The sequence below is a fragment of the Halomonas sp. GXIMD04776 genome, assembly GCF_049808615.1.
In the GTDB taxonomy this organism is placed as follows: Bacteria; Pseudomonadota; Gammaproteobacteria; order Pseudomonadales; family Halomonadaceae; genus Modicisalibacter.
The window spans coordinates 122,516-137,604 of sequence record NZ_JBNCAN010000010.1 but is presented as its reverse complement, the minus strand read 5'-3'; the positions used below and the strand labels follow the sequence as shown (position 1 = coordinate 137,604).

Annotated in this window: 19 protein-coding genes and 2 pseudogenes; 17 read left to right on the top strand and 4 right to left on the bottom strand. The window is 61.3% G+C overall.

Going from position 1 to position 15,089, the window contains the following annotated elements:
- Positions 1 to 528: pseudogene (locus ACPF7Z_RS09005) on the bottom strand (transposase); the annotation flags it as partial.
- Positions 529 to 652: 124 nt separating this feature from the next.
- Positions 653 to 1,371, bottom strand: a pseudogene (locus ACPF7Z_RS09000) (IS30 family transposase); the annotation flags it as partial.
- Between the two features lie 348 nt (positions 1,372 to 1,719).
- Here ACPF7Z_RS09000 and ACPF7Z_RS08995 point away from each other — a divergent pair.
- The 4 genes from ACPF7Z_RS08995 to ACPF7Z_RS08980 all read left to right on the top strand — a co-directional run bounded on the left by ACPF7Z_RS08995 (position 1,720) and on the right by ACPF7Z_RS08980 (position 3,823).
- A complete protein-coding gene (locus ACPF7Z_RS08995; protein WP_074211819.1) occupies positions 1,720 to 2,040 on the top strand; it encodes a hypothetical protein in 321 nt (106 codons plus the stop codon).
- A gap of 160 nt (positions 2,041 to 2,200) precedes the next feature.
- The gene (locus ACPF7Z_RS08990) at positions 2,201 to 2,695 is read left to right on the top strand and encodes a hypothetical protein (RefSeq protein ID WP_425192902.1); all 495 of its coding nucleotides are present in this window, start codon (positions 2,201 to 2,203) and stop codon (positions 2,693 to 2,695) included.
- A gap of 133 nt (positions 2,696 to 2,828) precedes the next feature.
- Positions 2,829 to 3,509 (top strand): hypothetical protein, encoded by a 681-nt coding sequence (locus ACPF7Z_RS08985; protein WP_425192901.1) that lies wholly within the window; start codon positions 2,829 to 2,831, stop codon positions 3,507 to 3,509.
- Between the two features lie 59 nt (positions 3,510 to 3,568).
- Complete coding sequence (locus ACPF7Z_RS08980) at positions 3,569 to 3,823, top strand: hypothetical protein (RefSeq protein ID WP_425192900.1); 255 nt, start codon at positions 3,569 to 3,571, stop codon at positions 3,821 to 3,823.
- A gap of 64 nt (positions 3,824 to 3,887) precedes the next feature.
- Here the strand turns inward: ACPF7Z_RS08980 and ACPF7Z_RS08975 are convergent, their stop codons facing one another.
- Positions 3,888 to 4,193 carry a DUF7673 family protein gene (locus ACPF7Z_RS08975; protein WP_074211835.1) on the bottom strand — a complete coding sequence of 102 codons (306 nt, stop codon included), beginning with the start codon at positions 4,191 to 4,193 and terminating at the stop codon, positions 3,888 to 3,890.
- Between the two features lie 141 nt (positions 4,194 to 4,334).
- Between ACPF7Z_RS08975 and ACPF7Z_RS08970 the strand changes: the two genes are divergently transcribed.
- The gene (locus ACPF7Z_RS08970; protein ID WP_425192899.1) at positions 4,335 to 4,670 is read left to right on the top strand and encodes a hypothetical protein; all 336 of its coding nucleotides are present in this window, start codon (positions 4,335 to 4,337) and stop codon (positions 4,668 to 4,670) included.
- 41 nt (positions 4,671 to 4,711) lie between these two features.
- On the opposite strand, the gene ACPF7Z_RS08965 is transcribed toward ACPF7Z_RS08970, so the two are convergent.
- Complete coding sequence (locus ACPF7Z_RS08965; protein ID WP_425192898.1) at positions 4,712 to 5,584, bottom strand: DUF6685 family protein; 873 nt, start codon at positions 5,582 to 5,584, stop codon at positions 4,712 to 4,714.
- A gap of 91 nt (positions 5,585 to 5,675) precedes the next feature.
- Between ACPF7Z_RS08965 and ACPF7Z_RS08960 the strand changes: the two genes are divergently transcribed.
- The 12 genes from ACPF7Z_RS08960 (at position 5,676) to ACPF7Z_RS08905 (ending at position 15,088) form a co-directional block, all read left to right on the top strand.
- Complete coding sequence (locus ACPF7Z_RS08960; protein WP_425192897.1) at positions 5,676 to 6,188, top strand: DUF192 domain-containing protein; 513 nt, start codon at positions 5,676 to 5,678, stop codon at positions 6,186 to 6,188.
- A 68-nt stretch (positions 6,189 to 6,256) separates the two neighbouring features.
- Positions 6,257 to 7,150: a hypothetical protein gene (locus tag ACPF7Z_RS08955; protein ID WP_022524134.1), complete on the top strand. Its 894-nt coding sequence runs from the start codon at positions 6,257 to 6,259 to the stop codon at positions 7,148 to 7,150.
- Positions 7,151 to 7,300: 150 nt separating this feature from the next.
- Positions 7,301 to 7,579, top strand: coding sequence for a hypothetical protein (locus ACPF7Z_RS08950; protein ID WP_425192896.1), 279 nt, complete (start codon positions 7,301 to 7,303; stop codon positions 7,577 to 7,579).
- A 17-nt stretch (positions 7,580 to 7,596) separates the two neighbouring features.
- Positions 7,597 to 8,262 (top strand): SOS response-associated peptidase, encoded by a 666-nt coding sequence (locus ACPF7Z_RS08945; protein WP_425192895.1) that lies wholly within the window; start codon positions 7,597 to 7,599, stop codon positions 8,260 to 8,262.
- A gap of 461 nt (positions 8,263 to 8,723) precedes the next feature.
- Positions 8,724 to 9,062 (top strand): hypothetical protein, encoded by a 339-nt coding sequence (locus tag ACPF7Z_RS08940; RefSeq protein ID WP_425192894.1) that lies wholly within the window; start codon positions 8,724 to 8,726, stop codon positions 9,060 to 9,062.
- Positions 9,059 to 9,472 carry a hypothetical protein gene (locus ACPF7Z_RS08935; RefSeq protein ID WP_425192893.1) on the top strand — a complete coding sequence of 138 codons (414 nt, stop codon included), beginning with the start codon at positions 9,059 to 9,061 and terminating at the stop codon, positions 9,470 to 9,472. The genes ACPF7Z_RS08940 and ACPF7Z_RS08935 overlap by 4 nt, the downstream gene beginning before the upstream one ends.
- 140 nt (positions 9,473 to 9,612) lie before the next feature.
- Positions 9,613 to 9,969: a hypothetical protein gene (locus tag ACPF7Z_RS08930; RefSeq protein ID WP_425192892.1), complete on the top strand. Its 357-nt coding sequence runs from the start codon at positions 9,613 to 9,615 to the stop codon at positions 9,967 to 9,969.
- Between the two features lie 134 nt (positions 9,970 to 10,103).
- Positions 10,104 to 10,475: a hypothetical protein gene (locus tag ACPF7Z_RS08925; RefSeq protein ID WP_425192891.1), complete on the top strand. Its 372-nt coding sequence runs from the start codon at positions 10,104 to 10,106 to the stop codon at positions 10,473 to 10,475.
- 54 nt (positions 10,476 to 10,529) lie between these two features.
- Positions 10,530 to 11,186, top strand: a complete 657-nt coding sequence (locus tag ACPF7Z_RS08920) for a hypothetical protein (RefSeq protein WP_425192890.1) — start codon at positions 10,530 to 10,532, stop codon at positions 11,184 to 11,186.
- 104 nt (positions 11,187 to 11,290) lie between these two features.
- Positions 11,291 to 12,658, top strand: coding sequence for a DNA cytosine methyltransferase (locus tag ACPF7Z_RS08915; RefSeq protein WP_425192889.1), 1,368 nt, complete (start codon positions 11,291 to 11,293; stop codon positions 12,656 to 12,658).
- A 189-nt stretch (positions 12,659 to 12,847) separates the two neighbouring features.
- On the top strand, positions 12,848 to 13,942 hold the full coding sequence (locus tag ACPF7Z_RS08910; protein WP_253028169.1) for a DUF7146 domain-containing protein: 1,095 nt from the start codon (positions 12,848 to 12,850) through the stop codon (positions 13,940 to 13,942).
- A 492-nt stretch (positions 13,943 to 14,434) separates the two neighbouring features.
- A complete protein-coding gene (locus tag ACPF7Z_RS08905) occupies positions 14,435 to 15,088 on the top strand; it encodes an ERF family protein (RefSeq protein WP_074211703.1) in 654 nt (217 codons plus the stop codon).
- Position 15,089 lies beyond the last annotated feature (1 nt).

Below are 15,089 nucleotides of genomic sequence, written 5' to 3'. Positions count from 1 at the left end.
CCTGGTAACGGCCGACCTCGTAGCCGCGGCGTCGCAGCTCTCCGGCCATGCGGCGGCTGCCGTAGCTACCGCGCTTCCGGCGATGGATCTCTCTGACCTCGCGGAGCAGGGCCTGTCGAAGGTCATCAGGGCCACGCTGCCGCCAGGCATAGAAACCACTCCGGCTGACCTGCATGACCCGACACAACATGGCCACGGGATAGGTGGCCTTCTCCGACTCGATGAACTGGTATCTCAGCTCGACTCTTTGGCGAAGAAGGCCGCCGCCTTTTTTAAAATATCCTTTTCAACCTGAAGCTTACGAACTTCTTCGCGGAGCTTCTTGATCTCGGCGTCGCGATCGTCTTCCTGCTGCTCCGGGGTGCTGGAGACTTGCTGACGGTGCTTGCGGCACCAGCGGTCCAACAGGCTACGGTCAACCCCCAGGCGCCGGGCAGCCTCGGATACGGAATATCCCTGCTCGGTCACCAGGCTCACCGCATCCGCCTTGAATTCATCGGAATACCGACGTCGAGTCTTCTTGGTCATGAACACCTCCATTGCCTCCATTATGAGGCTTATCGGGGTGTCCGCTCCAATTGGACCACTTCAATCTGATGGCTGCCGAGGTCGATCTGCAGCTGCTTGCCGGATGGCGTCTCGAACCCTGAATTCAAGCATTAAGCGCAGCACCTGCGGTGTTCAGGACTCCAGAGTATTTCCTCAGGAATACCTGTACCGGTGTCCGGTAGCTGAGGCGCTTCCGGGGGCGGTCATTAAGCTTTTTGACCGCCTTGCGCAACTCGGCGTCGGTGACTTGCCGGAAGTCCATTCCCTTGGAGAAGTACTGCCGTATCAGGCCATTGGTGCTTTCGTAGCCCCACGCTGGCCGGAGCAGTAGGGATCACAAAAGTAAGTCCCAGTGGTCAGTGCCTTGCCACGGCTTTGTGGCCAGCGAACTTCGAGCCGTTGTCCTCGGTGATGGTCTGCACTGCACCCCGGTGAGGCTTCAACAGCCGGACCATGGTCGCTTGCGTCAGCTCTGCTGAGATCCTGGGTAAGCTTGCTGCCAGTAGATAGCCGCTGCATCGCTCGACCAGCGTGACCGGCCCCAATTGCTAGTGCCCTTGGATCACGGTGTCGCCCTCCCAGTGACCGATGAAGATCCTGTCATCGACCTCAGCCGGGTGATGTTCGACGCCCACGCGGTTGGGAATCTTGCTGAGCCCTGCGCTCTTGGCCTGGATACGGTGCTTGCGCGCCGCTTGGGCTGACGGAGGTACTGCTAGAGATCCCCTCCGCGGGCCTTGTTATCCCAGAAAAAGGAGTAGATCCACTGGTGACTGACGCCTACCCAGCCAAGGGCGCTATGAATCCAGAAATACTACCAGGCTCTCTGCTGCTGGATAGGTATTTGTATCGGGACCGTTGAGAAGTTGGGGATGCAAGCTCAGGATGAAACTTTTTTTATCTACTAAGGCTAATTGAGTCAGAATCCTTTTGCGCTAGGATGATACTTTAGAGATCAATTTGGTCAACTAGTGACCAAATTTGTGTGTTTTTGCAAGTTTCGAGGATGATATTTTATTTTCCTTTCACAATAGATGGCCTTGGGCCTGTTCGTGTCGCCGACATCCGCGAGAGCGGTCTCCTGTGCCCGCTGAGCGTGGCTGGCTGACAGTGGGCGCCCTACCTCCCCTCGAGACCTGCATCCGGCAGGAATGAGAGAGGAGATGGATCATGAGCGCACACGACGACATCCTGGATAGGCTGTGGGCGGCACGTCCGAAGGTCTACACCGCAATCTGCAAAGACATGGCCGGGGAGTGGGACTTGCGCATTGAGTATGTGCAAGTCACGCCTCAGGCCGATCGCGAGGTAGAGCACCAAATGGCTATCCAGAAAGCCAAGGAGTCCTGCGCGGGGGCATGGGAGCGTGGCGTGGAGTACGCGCCCTGCATGTCGACGCCAGACACCAGCGCCATCGCCTGCATAGGCTTGTTCGAGGGAGGTGTCGAGCCGGCGATGCTCGATGAGGCCTACTTCGACTGTTCTGCATAACGCGCATCTCGACTGCGTGCTTCACTGGGATGGGAGGTGATCCTGGCCGGACACCCCCCACCCCACCTTCCCTCAGGCACCGGCCTGCCGCCTTGTGTCATCCCCTTCCCTACCTCCTCACGAGACCTGCAATCCCGCAGGAATGAGAGGAGAAAGCACCATGACGATGAAGACAGCCACCCTCACTGACGCCCAGTGGGCTGACATCATGCAGCTGGTTGGCCGCGGCGAATCGGATCTCGCCGAGTACGTTCCCCACCATGCCAGCAAGGATGGGTACGCGCCCGAAGAGATCGATGACCTGGAGAGGCTACTCAAGGGTGACGCCTCAGCGGCGCTGTCCAAGCAGCTCGCTGACGACACAGATGCTTCCAGTGAAGCGCCAGCGACCCGGACCTACACCGCCTTCTGCCAGGAGAGTAATGGCACCGGCACGGTCTGGATCAGCTCCATCGAGGTGGATGCCCAGGAGGACCGCGACAAGGAGCTGGCGGAAGCTGAGGAGCAGGCGAGGTACGAATGTGCCCGTGATTGGGACCGCTTTACCGACCCCGACGATGAAGACTCTGCGCTCGATATAAGCGGCATAGTCTGCATGGGCCTTGCCGATGGCGAGGTTAACATTGCGATGTGGGATGACTCTCACTTCGAGTAGTTCGCTTCAAGGGCACCATCCTCGGATGGTGCCCTTTCCCTTTCAGGGGCGGCCAGAAGCGCCAGCAAGCGTCACCCCTACCCCTACCCCCTCTCGAGACCTGCAATCCCGCAGGAATGAGAGGAGAAGCCCAATGAAGACCATCAATGCAGTCCGCCACCATGACGCCGACGCTGGCCAAGCATGGCTGGAAGTGCCGAAGCCCATCGTGAAAGGCCTGGGGATCGACAATGCTATCTCGCGCAAGAGCCTTGTCGACGCCACCAGCGTCTACCTCACGGAGCCCGTGGCTTCCCGCCTTGTGCAGCTGGCGCTGGAGGACAAGCAGGTTGAGGTGGTGATCACCGAACAGCCGGCCTCACAGGAGACCCTGGTTCAAGAGCTGAGCAGCTATACGCCTGCCCGCCTCGGCGACCAAGCGACCCTCCTCGAGGACCGCCTGATCGACCTGCCTCGTATCAACGACCTCGGGGGCGAGGAGATCCTGGAGATTGCCTCGCAGCTGCAAGACCGGGCGCAGCGCTACTGCAACGTCATGCTTCCTGAGCACGAGTGGGTCTCTGACCTGCTGCAATTCAAGGACGGCCTGAATGAGGTGGTGGCGTTATGTCAGTGCGCGGCTCACACCTCGACGGTCGGCATGATGACCGAGGTGCGCCGTGGCAACAGCGAGGGGTACGTCTGCACGGCCTATCTGACGCGAGCCCTGTCGAAGGCAGGCTTAGTCGCTGTCCCCTTGGTGGCTGGCAAGTTCTGGAGCTGGGAGCAGGCAGACCAGCTCTCGAGGAAGATCCAGGAGTGGTACTGCTGGTGAGCTGCCGGATCGGCACGATCCACATAGACGAACGGGCCTATGGCCCTCTGGAGGAAAGCATGTCCAGCATCACGTTTGTGACGGATCAACGACCCGGTGAGCCTGATCTCTTGTCAGGACATCAGCTCGAGGCGTTGACCATCATGGATCTTGATCGCAGCAAGGTGCTACTGCGCGTCCTGCCGTCTGGCCCATGGACCCATGAGGCCTTGGTCGAGACGGGGGATGGCATCGCACAGATGCTGCCCCAGGAGGTCGAGGATGGCGTTGAGGCCTTTCTCGGCTCCCAGTGGGTAGGCAGCACTGAAGTGTGACCTATCGGATCGCTCGATCCTTTCTCAAGCCCCTCCTCTTCTGAGGCTGGGGCTTTTTCATGCCTCAGCCGGCCTGCTCACTACCGGCTCGCCAGAGCGCCCAGATCCGCTGGAAGACCTCCCCATAGCCGAGATCATCGGGATAGGCGCGATGGCTCGCCACCCACAGGAACACCACGCCACACGCACTGGCCAGCTCGTCATCCATGCCCCAGAGGGTGGTGAGGTCAAAGCCCCCGTTCTCCGCGGCGTTGTACCACGCCAGCAGGAAGTCGGCGCAGCGCCGGGATTGCCCGGTATCGCTCAAGGCAACGGCGACAAGCCTCTCGAGTGCCTGCGTCGTGATGTCATCCATCCTCACTGTGGTCATGCCTGTCCCCCCTCTCCAGTTGTTGATGCTGGCGCCAGCCACGCACGGTGCTTGCAAAGCCTCCCCCGCAGCACCATAGAGAATAGGGTCCGAAGGCGCGGCATGGCCACGGGCGATCGCAACCACGAAAGGAGCCACAGGATGAGCATTGATGCGCTGGCGCGGGCCGTGACGGCTCTCGACAACCATGAGATATACAACCCTGACGACGAGCTGAACCTCCTCGATAGCGAGTTCGTGAGCGTCACCGATAAAACCACTGGTGGCCTGCTCGAACAGATCGAGCAACTGGGCGGGAAGGTGCTGTTCGGCCCGGATGGTGGCCCAAACCGGAGGGCCATTACGGCGCTGCGCAAGCGGGGCCTCGAGGTGTCAGAAGCCGGCTCGCCCTACCCGGACAACCCCTATGAGACGTGTGTGGTGATCAAGATCCGTGAGGGCGAGATCCCGCTCACTAGCGAGCAGCTGGGGGTGTAGCGTGCCAACGGGGGCGATCGCAGTCCTGGCCTGCATCGCCCCTATGGGGTGACCTGGCGGCGCAGAAGGTCGCTGACATCGAACCAGCCGTGCTCGCGTAGCACAGCCGCGGCTCCAGCGGCTTTTCGGTTATTCCGGGGCAGCAGCAGCAGGCGATATGTCCCGTCCCAAGGCGGCGGTGCTGGGCACGTTGCGTGCGGAATCCCTGCCGCGGCCATGCGGTGTGTGAAGGCCTCGAGCATTGCCTGGTCCTCGGGCTCACAGAACATGTCGAAGGCGTTGAGGATGTCGTGGGCGGCCTCGGGATTGATGCTGTACCTGGCCAGGGGGGCATGGATGCGGAACCCCGGGGCATAGAAGCCGGCGAGGTAGCGAGCTGCTGCGAAGTGGTGAGCGCCGCCCTGGTTGAGCAGGTGGTAGCCGCGGTCATGCCAGCTGAAGCTCTCCAGTGACTCTCCCGCGCCAGGGCAAGCGCTGAATCTCAGTTCGTGCCAGCCGAGGAGCTTCCCTATCCAGGCGGGGTCACTGCTGAGGAGGTCGCGGCACTCGCTGAGCGCGTAGGTGTCGAGCGTGGCAGAGGTGGCGAGGCCGCCCTTACCGGATTCCAGGCTGGTGATCTCTCTTATCGAGCAGCTGAAGGCGTCGTGATATACCGTCGTGATGAGCCGGGAGGCTGGCGCGAGCGTAGCGCGGCGGCAGAGCATCCCTCGAGGACCGGACTCCCAGTGTGCAATATCCCCACCGAAGCAGGGCGACCAGTCTTGCCACCGGATGATCCCTTGGCCGCTGGCACTTTCGGCCGGGAACGCTACTTGGCGGGCTTGTTCGTGAAACGCTTGAGCATACTTCCAGGCTGCGGTGTTGACCCATCGGGCTTTGTGCAGCCAGCGGCCGAATGGCAGGGTCGCCGGCATGGACTGCTCTCTCCTGACTGTCCTGGGTAGCGTCAGCCACGGACCTATCCATGGGGCAACCCGATATGAATCATTGGAGCCCCAGGTAACCATGCCTCAGACCCGCTCGACGTTGACGCGCCGCAGCTCGCCATCGATGCCCACTGGTATCGGCATCACCGCCCTATTCTTGACCGGGATCGCGATGATAGCCCTGGTGGTAGAGCGCCAGGCCATGCAGGAGGTCGTAGGCCAGATGGCAACCCAGGATGGGCGCCATGAGCTGGCGCTTGAGGTAGCCCGCACCTCGCGCCAGCGGCGCCATGGACTGATGGAGCGCCCCTCGCTTCCTGCCAACACGGGGATGCTTTTCACCTACGACGAACAGCAGCCGGCGCAGAGCAGCTTCTGGATGTTCAAGACCCGCTTCCCCATCGACATCGCCTTTCTCGACCAACAAGGGAGCGTGCTGTCGATGGCGACGATGCCGCCTTGCACCCGCCAGCGCGAGGATTGCCCTCGGTATCCGGCTGGCGTGCCTTTCTGGATGGCACTGGAGCTGAATGCTGGCGCCTTCGACGCCATGGGGGTGGAGGTCGGCGACCGGCTGGAGGTCGACCTCTAGCCCGTCAGGCCTGCCCCTACCTCCTCTCGAGACCTGCCATCCGGCAGGAATGAGAGAGGAGATGGATCATGAGCACGTCTGTCATTTCGCACCCGACACGCGGCAAGTGGGGCAAGTCGAGCTGGCGCGGCAACTGTTCGGGGCATGTCTACAAGGACATTTTCGAGCAGCTTCGCCCGGAGACCTTCTGCGACCCCATGGTGGGCAGTGGCACCTCAGTGGAGGTGGCCTCAGAAATGGGGATCGAGGCCTTTGGCCTGGATCTTCACTCGGGGTTCAACATCCTGCGGCACTCCATCCTGGATGCTACCGGGAAGCCGGTGGATCTCTGCCTGTCGCACCCGCCCTATCACGACATGATCGTGTACAGCGGGAACGTCTATCCCGGCGAGCACCCGGATGACCTGTCGCGCTGCGCTGATCCTGAGGAGTTCATGGACAAGCTCCAGCAGGCTCTGCTGAACCAGCGCGAGGCCGTGAACCATGGTGGCTTCTACGGGACGATCATTGGCGACCTGAGGCGGAATGGCCATTACTGGTCCTTCCAGGCTGATGCGATCGCCAGGATGCCTGCGGATGAGCTGAGGGCCGTGCTGATCAAGGCACAGCACAACGTCCAGAGCGCATCACGGCAGTATGCGGGCATGCGGCTGCCCAGGGTGGCTCACGAGTACATCCTGCTGTGGCAGCGTCCTGATCGCAGCGTGGCCCTGTTGTCGACGCTCTCCAGCATGGCTCACAGCCAGCAGCGTCGGCTGCGGGGGTCATGGAAGGCCGTGGTACGCCAGGCGCTGGTGTCGCTGGGTGGTGAAGCTCCGCTGTCGCGCCTGTACGAGGCGGTAGCGGAGAATGCGCCGGACAAGCTGGCGGGTCGTCAGCATTGGCGCGAGAAGGTTCGCCAGACGCTCTACGTCAATGACTGGTTTGCGCCGGTCGAGCGAGGTGTGTGGCGAGTCGCTTGATAGCACTTCAGCCCCCATGGCATTGCATTGCCTGGGGGCTTTTCTCTGGGCGGGTTAAGCATTATCCCCGACCCCGACGCCTGCTGGCGCAGCACACGGCGTAGGGGCTGGTATCCTTAAAACCACGAATCGCCCACGAGGAGCCCGCTGATGGCAGTCGAGGAGAGCAATACCGTACCGCTGACAATCACCCTGCCGGCCGATGTCCATGCCGAGCTGGAGTACCTGACGAAGCTCCAGAAGCAGCATGGCGCCGCGATCCCATGGGAAACGGTTGAGGAGATGATGCAGGAGGTGGCGGTTGCCATCGCCGATGGCTCACGTCGACCTGGCGCTTGGGAGCGCCAGCTTTTGGACATGATAGGCCTGACACCGGAATGCGAAGAAGCCAGACACTATCGCGAGCAGTACGGTGAGCCGGCCGAATGATCGAGTGAACAGCAGCCATGTGTGGACGCTTCGCCCTCTATGATGACCCTCGCCAGGTGGCCGAGAGCTTCGGCTACCCCCTGTCGTCCGGTTCAACATTCCCACCGGCCCGGTACAACATCCCCCCGGGCGGCCCTATCGTGGCGATCGCTGCCACGGAGGGCGCCCCTGAAGTGACCACCCTTCAGTGGTCCTTCAAGCCCAGGTGGGCGCCAGAGGACGCGCCGCGCACGCATGTAGCCAGGGCCGAGAGCCTGGCGACGAGCCGGTTCTGGAAAGGCGCTTTCGCTCGCCACCGCTGCCTGGTGCCAGTGAACGGCTGGTTCGAGTGGCGGCATGAGGGAGAGCGCAAGCACCCCTTCTACTTCCACGGGGCCTCGAGTGGCCTGCTGTTTCTGGCGGGTGTCTTCACCAAGCGAGCTGATGGCGAGCTGGGGTGCGCGATCGTGACCCAGCCGGCCCAGGGCGTGGCAAAGCAGGTTCATAGCCGCATGCCGGTCGTCGTCGCCGCTGGCGCTGAGGCTTGGCTCGACCCCGAGGTACAGGACCGCGATACGCTGAAACAGCAGCTCAAGCCTCTCCACCCGTCGCAGCTGGCGACCTATGAGGTCGGCCAGGCGGTCAATGATGCAACGGCCGATGGCCAGCACCTGCTGGCGCCGGCAGAGGGGGTTCCGGGTTAGGGGTTGATGCCTGTCGCTCTGCGCTGCCAGGAACACCTCAGTTCACGGATTTCCAACTGAAGCCTTCCCAGCTGTCACCTGCCGCCCTATCTTATGGGCGAGGCCGTTCGTAGAACGGTATGAGAGCGAGAAAATTGCTTTCGTAGACCTCATCGGTTTGGTTTTCAGGCTGCTTGGACAAGGCCCGCTGGCTTATTCGGCTATCACGCGAGGGCGCTTACGTCAGCTGTCCTGAAACCTCCATGAGGAATCCCTGTGGCCATGTTGCCCAGGGTATGCTGTCACGCACAGCAAATCAGCAGCCCAAGTCATTTGAGCTGATCTGATTCCTTGCAGTACCCTTCAAGCCCCTTCTAGCTCGCTAGTTGGGGCTTTCTCGCCTCTGGTCGCTGTGTCACCAAGCGCCCTACCTCCCTTTGAGCCAGCCGATGTGTCGGCTGGTGGATGATGTGGGAGGCCCCATGCAGCGACCCAGCCCCGTGGTGGAGCCAGCCGGAGAACAGCTGGTGCGCCATTATCTGGACAACCCGCTCTCGCGCTCACTCGTCATTGGCGAGGCCAGCGAGCGGTTGTCATGGCGCCGTTCACACCCGATGTACCCAAGCCGCGAGCGCCTGGCGCGGTACTACGCCACCGCACAAGCCGTCCTGGTCGAAACCCAGGGGAACGTCTCACGACTTGATCAACTACAGGCTCGGCGCGACCTGCATGCCGAGTACGCGAAGCGTCTGAGCTTCGCCGGCCACATCAAGCAGCTGGCGCTCAACGCAATGAACACAAGCACGGAGATAGCGTCATGATTACCAGCATCGAATACACCAGCCGTCGCGACATCGAACGCCGGCAGGCCACCGCAGACACGGTTGTGCTGTCCATCCATGGCATCGATGAGCGGTCACCCCGCTTGGCCAGGGGGTGGGGGGACGTGCTCTCCATGCAGTTCGATGATGTCGTACCGGGGGAAGGCTTTGGCTGCGAAGAGCCGATGACCCCGGATGATGCGCGTCGGATCTCGGCCTGGATCGGCCACTGGGCGAAGGCCCGGCAGCCGGTGAAGCTGCTGATCCACTGCAACGCTGGTGTCAGCCGTTCCGCCGCGGTCGCGCTCTGGGCAAGTCATGCGCTCCGTCGCCCTGCCCAAGGGGTGGAAGGTGATGGACGGGATGCCAATCCGCACGTTCGCTCCCTGCTGGCCCAGGTAGCGGCATAACCCCCTCCTGCCTCCCGTTCCTCTGACGGTGGCCACCGGCCTGCATGGTGGCCACCGATTCCCGGCGCCAGCACTGTCATTGATCTCCCTACCTCCTCTCGAGACCTGCACCCCCGCAGGAATGAGAGAGGAGATGGATGATGAAGCTGGAGCGGTTCTATACCTATGCGATGATCGGTGATTCTGTTGTGGGCTTCGCTGGGGCCTACACGGTGACGGTCACCCTGAAGCACGATTACGAGGCGTCCCCTGAGGACCACAAGCGTTGTGCCGAGGCCACCGAGCATTATGGGTTCGTCGCCATGCTGGAAGCCGAGGTGAGCGTGGCCATCAACGAGCACTCTATCCGCATCCCGGATGCTCGGGCCAAGCAGCACGCGATCGGTGTCAATGTCGGGGTGACGAGTAACCACCTTGATGCCCAGGCGGCCGTGCTGGCGCACCGAGCCCTGGAGAAGGCAAGAAGCATGGTCGGCCCAACGACTCGTGCCGCTTGACGCCAGAAAGACCTTCAGAGCCCCCCATGGCGACATGTGGGGGCTTTTTCACGCGGGTACCATGGCTGGTGTCACACCCTCCCCTACCTCCTTTCGAGACCTGCATACCGCAGGAATGAGAGAGGAGAACGATCATGGAACTCACGAAATTCGACAACTTTGCTATCTGCTCCGACACCGTTCAGGGCACCCAGGGGGACTTCACTGTGACGGTGCTCCTGGATCGCGACCCGGACGTAACCCCGGACCACTTCGACTGCCACAGCGAGACCGATAAACAGCGCTGGCGGGATGATGAATGGTTCTACGGTTTGCTCAGGGCAAAGGTGTCTGTCGACGTGGCCGGTCAATCCGTTCTGCTGGATGACTGCGCTGCGGTTCTTGGCGGCGTCGAGGTCAACATCGGCGACGATAACAGCTATCTGGATGAGCTTGCTGAAGAGCTGGCGTGTGAAGCCTATGAGCGCGGCGTCTCTTTGGTCAATGCCATCAAGTCGGCTGCCTAACCCTGTTTCTCAGACCCCACTCGCTGGGGTCTTTTCCTTTCCTGGAGTGACGCGATGACCGTTGGCTTGCCGACCTTGCCTTTGAAGCTGCTCGGTCAACGCGCCCCCACCCTGTTGGATGCCCTCCTGTTTGAAGCCTGGTATCGGCTTGAGCATGCCGTGATCACGAAGGCACTCCACCATAAGCAGGCATTAGGCCTCCCGCCCCACAGAGAGCGCAGGCTGCTCCAGAACCTCGAGGCAATGCCCAAGCTCGGCTATGTCGCCGAAATCCGCTTGAGGGGCCGGAGAGAGCGCCCTGTATGCCCATGGCTTCCTACCATGGCGACCTGCCTTGTGCCTCACCATGTCAGCATGCAGGTGGTTGCCTCGCTGGCGCGGGCTACTCAACACCCCATGAAACCGCTAGTCGACGCCTGGGAGGCCAGTGGAGCCGCCCATGACCTCCTCGAGGGCGCCACGCTCTTCGACAATTACGGTCGAGCCGTCTCACGACTGGGTTACGCGCCGCGCAGCCAGGCGCTGGTTCCTGTCGACTACGCGATACCCCCTTTTCCAGCCTACCTGTGCCGGCAGCGTGCTCAGGCTTACCGAGAGCGCGCTGAAACTGCCCTGGCTGAGTCTCCCGGCATGGCCGCCAGCCTTCAAGAAGCTGCCGACAAGCTCCTCGAGGAGGCGTCCATCCAGGAATACCAAGGCAGCTGTTGCTGAGGCCTCCTGGCACCTCAGGCTTTCCCCTCCCCGGCCCTCGGTCACTCTGCGCCCTACCTCTTCTCGAGACCTGCATATCGCAGGAATGAGAGAGGAGATGGATCATGAGCAAGAGCACTGTGATTTACACCAAGATTGGTGAGCATCGTGGCAAGCAGCGTCTGTGGCTGGAAGGCAACCGGCTGGCGCGTACCGGGATCTCTCCTGGTCAGCGTTTCAACCTCGTCGCCGGTCGAAAAAGCCTGACCCTCCAGTTTGCGGCAGATGGCGCCTACAAGGTGTCTCGCCGGAAGCGTGGGGAGAACGAGCTGCCGGTGATCGACATCACCGCTGCCGAGTTGGCTGAGGCGCTGGGCAAGGTCGAGAGGGTTCGTGTCGTTGTGCGGGGCAACCGCATCGACATCACGATCCATCATCACGACCTCGCTGAGTCGGAGCGCATGGAGCGGCTGCTCAAGACCCTCAGCAACGGGGAGCCCTTGGAAATTGGTTCGATCGCGCATGGCGGTGGCGTGCTTGATCTGGCCATACACACGGGGCTGGCAGATGCCGGAGTGCCCTCTCGATTGGCCTTTGCCAATGAGCTGGAGGGTGCCTACCTGGATGCTTCACTGGCCAACAATCCCGTCTGGGATGAGGACAGTATCGCTATCCAGGGGCCAATGCAGGATGTGGAGTGGCATAAGCTGCCTCCTGTCCACCTGTTATTGGCCGGTTTGCCCTGCACAGGCGCCAGTTTGTCGGGGCGTGCCAAGAATGGCCTGGCGCATGCGGAAGCGCACGAGACGGCTGGGAGCCTTTTCGTCGCCTTTCTGAATGCCATCCAGACCCTTCGGCCGGCAGCCGTCCTGCTCGAGAATGTCCCGCCCTACCAGAACACTGTCAGCATGATGGTGATTCGCAATGTGCTGTCGGGGCTTGGCTACGAGGTCCAGGAGACTGTCCTCGATGGGCATGCCCTCGGTGCATTGGAGCGGCGTGACAGGCTGTGCATGCTCGCGGTCAGCAAAGGGGTTGAGGTTGACCTCGGTAAGCTGGAGCCGGTGCGTCAGCGTGAAGCCTCGCTTCAGGAGGTGCTTGAACCTCGTGAAGCGGTCGAGTCACGGTACAAGGCCTACTCGTACCTGGCGGACAAGGAGGCGCGTGACCTGGCCTCAGGGAAAGGCTTTCGTCGGCAGCTGCTCGATGGAAGCGAGGATGGCCTCGGGACGATTGGGCGCGGCTACGCGAAGGCCCGATCTACTGAGCCGTTCATCCGGCACCCGGATGACCCCAGCTTGTCCCGTCTCCTGACCAAGGCGGAACATGCCCGGGTTAAGACGATCCCGGAAGAGCTGGTTCATGGCCTGTCGGAAACCGTCAGCCATGAGTTGCTGGGCCAATCAGTCGTGTTCACGGCATTCCGTGCCGTAGGCCGTCTGGTCGGCAACTGCTTGGCGAGCTTGAAACGCTCAGATGCCATAGCAGCCTGATCTACCCTTCAAGCCCCAGGCACATCCGTGCTTGGGGCTTTTTTCAGTTTCGCATGCGAAATCGAGCTGGCGCCTTGATCCCGTCACCCGCGAACGTGGCAGTCGCTCCCCTATCTCTCCATAACCGTCACACCTCGCCCTACCTCCTTGTGAGATCCGGGCAACCGGGAATGAGAGAGGAGACTGATCATGAGCAAGAGCAACAAGTACGAGATCGCTGATGTGAAGCGTATCGCCCAAGGGCGCTGGGGGGAGGTCTTCCAAGCCCTCTGTCCTGAGCTGGACGCAGCTCTCGAGCACCCTGGCACGCATATCGATTGCCCCGTCCATGGTGGGAAAGAGGACTTCCGGCTCGATCGCGACTTTCAGCTGCGTGGCACAGCGATCTGCACTTGCGGTAACTGGGATGGCTTCAGCCTGCTCAAGGAGCTGAAGGGCTGGAATCTCCCGGAGATCCTGGAGCAGGTGATGGGAGCGCTCGGCGAGAAGTCGGTTGAGCCGCTGGCGCCTGCTGTGTCGCGGCCCGTGCCGCCTAAGCCCAAGCCCAAGCAGGACATCCGCCCCACGCTGCGTAAGCGCTGGACGGAAGCTCTGCCGCTGGACAAGGGGGAAGGCAGGTTTCTCCTGGGGAGCTACCTGCAATTCCGCGGCTTGCCCGTGAAGTCGATGCTCAGCGTGATGGAAAGCGAGGCGCGGCTTCACCCGAACCTCGCCTACATCGAGAAAGGCAAGGTGGTGGGCCACTACCCGGCCTTGCTGACGATCGTGCGGGATGCCGATGGCCAACCTGTGACCATGCACCGGACGTATCTCCACCGTTCACAGAACGGTGTGGTGGAGAAGGCGCCCGTGGCGAAGGCCAAGAAGCTGTTTCCGGTCGTCAATGGCGGCGAGGTCGGTGGTGGTGCTATCCGGCTTGGCAGTGCGGTCGGCGGTGTTCTCGGCATCGCCGAGGGCATTGAGACTGCCCTGGCTGTTCGGGCAGCGACAGGCATGCCGGTATGGCCCGTGTTGTCCGCGTCTCTGATGGGGGCTTTTGAGCCACCAGAAGGGGTCAAGGAGGTCGTGATCTGGGCTGATCGTGACCTGCCGGACAAGAAGGGTCGAAGGGCTGGGCAGGATGCGGCAAAAGCGCTTCAGGCTCGCCTATGGGAGAAGGGGATTCAGGCGTCTATCCGAATCCCGGATGCACCCAGCTCCGGTCCTGACAAAAGCCTGGACTGGGCTGACGTGTACACCAGTGGCAACCTGGCGAGGTTTCCTCGCGAAGGTCAGGCCGCTTAACCTTCAAGCCCTCCTAACATCCTGTTGGGAGGGCTTTTTAATGTTCAGCCATAGGGACGGGATGCTTGTTAGCTGAATCAAGTGTTTCGTGGGAATGGAGCGTCGTTCAGTTAAATCATCGTTAACCTCCGCTCCCTGTTTGTTGCTTTCGGGACACTCTTCAGGGTGGCAAGCAATCCACCTGGAGGAGCGTCAGTATTCAAGGCCATCAGCACGGGGTCGGCTGTCGCTTCCTTTGCCTTATTTCCATGATCAGCTTTTTTATTCTTGTCGATTATATGCGCTGCGACTCGTGGTGAATGGGGCCTAGCGTATTCGTCTAGTTCCCATGCGCGGTACATCAGTTCTCCATGCGATACGTTTCAGTTTCTGCGCTCATTCTTCGTTTTCTTTTGATATTCAGCTAGTTGCGTCACCTCCTTAGCTATCTGTCAGTGCCCCCCCTACCTCTCGTGAGACCCCGCTACCTGGGGGATGAGAGGAGAGCACGTTATGAACCGTAGCGACTCAATCGCCAGCATTGGCAGAGCGTTGGCTTCAGTCCAGGCAGAGCTGGGTGGGGTTGTCGCTTCGGATTGCAGCAATCCGATGTACGACAGCAGCTACGCCAGCCTCACTGCCATCATCGGCAGCGTCCGCAATGTCTTGAATCGGCACGAAATAGCGCTGGTTCAAGCGCCTGTACCAGGCAATGTGGGGGCCGTGGTGATGGAAACCATGCTGATTCATGGTCCGAGTGGGGAGTTTATTGGCTCCTACTGCGAGATGCCAGTGGACACCCATGATAGCCATGGCGTGGCGTCTGCTCAGACGTATGCGCGACGGTATGGGTTGCTGGCGCTTCTGGGCCTGGCTCAGGGGCCTGATGACGATGGAAATGCTGCCAGAAATGCTGCTGTGAACACGTCAGCAATGCTCCCCGGGAGCGATGCTGAAGCCGATTCTCAGCAGTCAATAAACGGCCGTAGACTTGCCTCTCCTGAGGTAATTCTGGCCGAGATCGACAATGCAGATGCTGAACGGCTGGCCGCAGCTGAACGCTGGGTCACTACCGCACAGCTGGATGCTCACCTGTCGGCACGGTTGAAAGGGGCGATCGCACAGCGGCGCCGCTTCCTCCAGCGACAGCAATACCAACCAGCATGAC

Coding starts and splice junctions, on each gene's coding strand:
- ACPF7Z_RS08995 (WP_074211819.1), top strand. CDS start 1,720: ATGAGCGCACACGACGACATCCTGGATAGGCTGTGGGCGGCACGTCCG.
- ACPF7Z_RS08990 (WP_425192902.1), top strand. CDS start 2,201: ATGACGATGAAGACAGCCACCCTCACTGACGCCCAGTGGGCTGACATC.
- ACPF7Z_RS08985 (WP_425192901.1), top strand. CDS start 2,829: ATGAAGACCATCAATGCAGTCCGCCACCATGACGCCGACGCTGGCCAA.
- ACPF7Z_RS08980 (WP_425192900.1), top strand. CDS start 3,569: ATGTCCAGCATCACGTTTGTGACGGATCAACGACCCGGTGAGCCTGAT.
- ACPF7Z_RS08975 (WP_074211835.1), bottom strand. CDS start 4,193: ATGACCACAGTGAGGATGGATGACATCACGACGCAGGCACTCGAGAGG.
- ACPF7Z_RS08970 (WP_425192899.1), top strand. CDS start 4,335: ATGAGCATTGATGCGCTGGCGCGGGCCGTGACGGCTCTCGACAACCAT.
- ACPF7Z_RS08965 (WP_425192898.1), bottom strand. CDS start 5,584: ATGCCGGCGACCCTGCCATTCGGCCGCTGGCTGCACAAAGCCCGATGG.
- ACPF7Z_RS08960 (WP_425192897.1), top strand. CDS start 5,676: ATGCCTCAGACCCGCTCGACGTTGACGCGCCGCAGCTCGCCATCGATG.
- ACPF7Z_RS08955 (WP_022524134.1), top strand. CDS start 6,257: ATGAGCACGTCTGTCATTTCGCACCCGACACGCGGCAAGTGGGGCAAG.
- ACPF7Z_RS08950 (WP_425192896.1), top strand. CDS start 7,301: ATGGCAGTCGAGGAGAGCAATACCGTACCGCTGACAATCACCCTGCCG.
- ACPF7Z_RS08945 (WP_425192895.1), top strand. CDS start 7,597: ATGTGTGGACGCTTCGCCCTCTATGATGACCCTCGCCAGGTGGCCGAG.
- ACPF7Z_RS08940 (WP_425192894.1), top strand. CDS start 8,724: ATGCAGCGACCCAGCCCCGTGGTGGAGCCAGCCGGAGAACAGCTGGTG.
- ACPF7Z_RS08935 (WP_425192893.1), top strand. CDS start 9,059: ATGATTACCAGCATCGAATACACCAGCCGTCGCGACATCGAACGCCGG.
- ACPF7Z_RS08930 (WP_425192892.1), top strand. CDS start 9,613: ATGAAGCTGGAGCGGTTCTATACCTATGCGATGATCGGTGATTCTGTT.
- ACPF7Z_RS08925 (WP_425192891.1), top strand. CDS start 10,104: ATGGAACTCACGAAATTCGACAACTTTGCTATCTGCTCCGACACCGTT.
- ACPF7Z_RS08920 (WP_425192890.1), top strand. CDS start 10,530: ATGACCGTTGGCTTGCCGACCTTGCCTTTGAAGCTGCTCGGTCAACGC.
- ACPF7Z_RS08915 (WP_425192889.1), top strand. CDS start 11,291: ATGAGCAAGAGCACTGTGATTTACACCAAGATTGGTGAGCATCGTGGC.
- ACPF7Z_RS08910 (WP_253028169.1), top strand. CDS start 12,848: ATGAGCAAGAGCAACAAGTACGAGATCGCTGATGTGAAGCGTATCGCC.
- ACPF7Z_RS08905 (WP_074211703.1), top strand. CDS start 14,435: ATGAACCGTAGCGACTCAATCGCCAGCATTGGCAGAGCGTTGGCTTCA.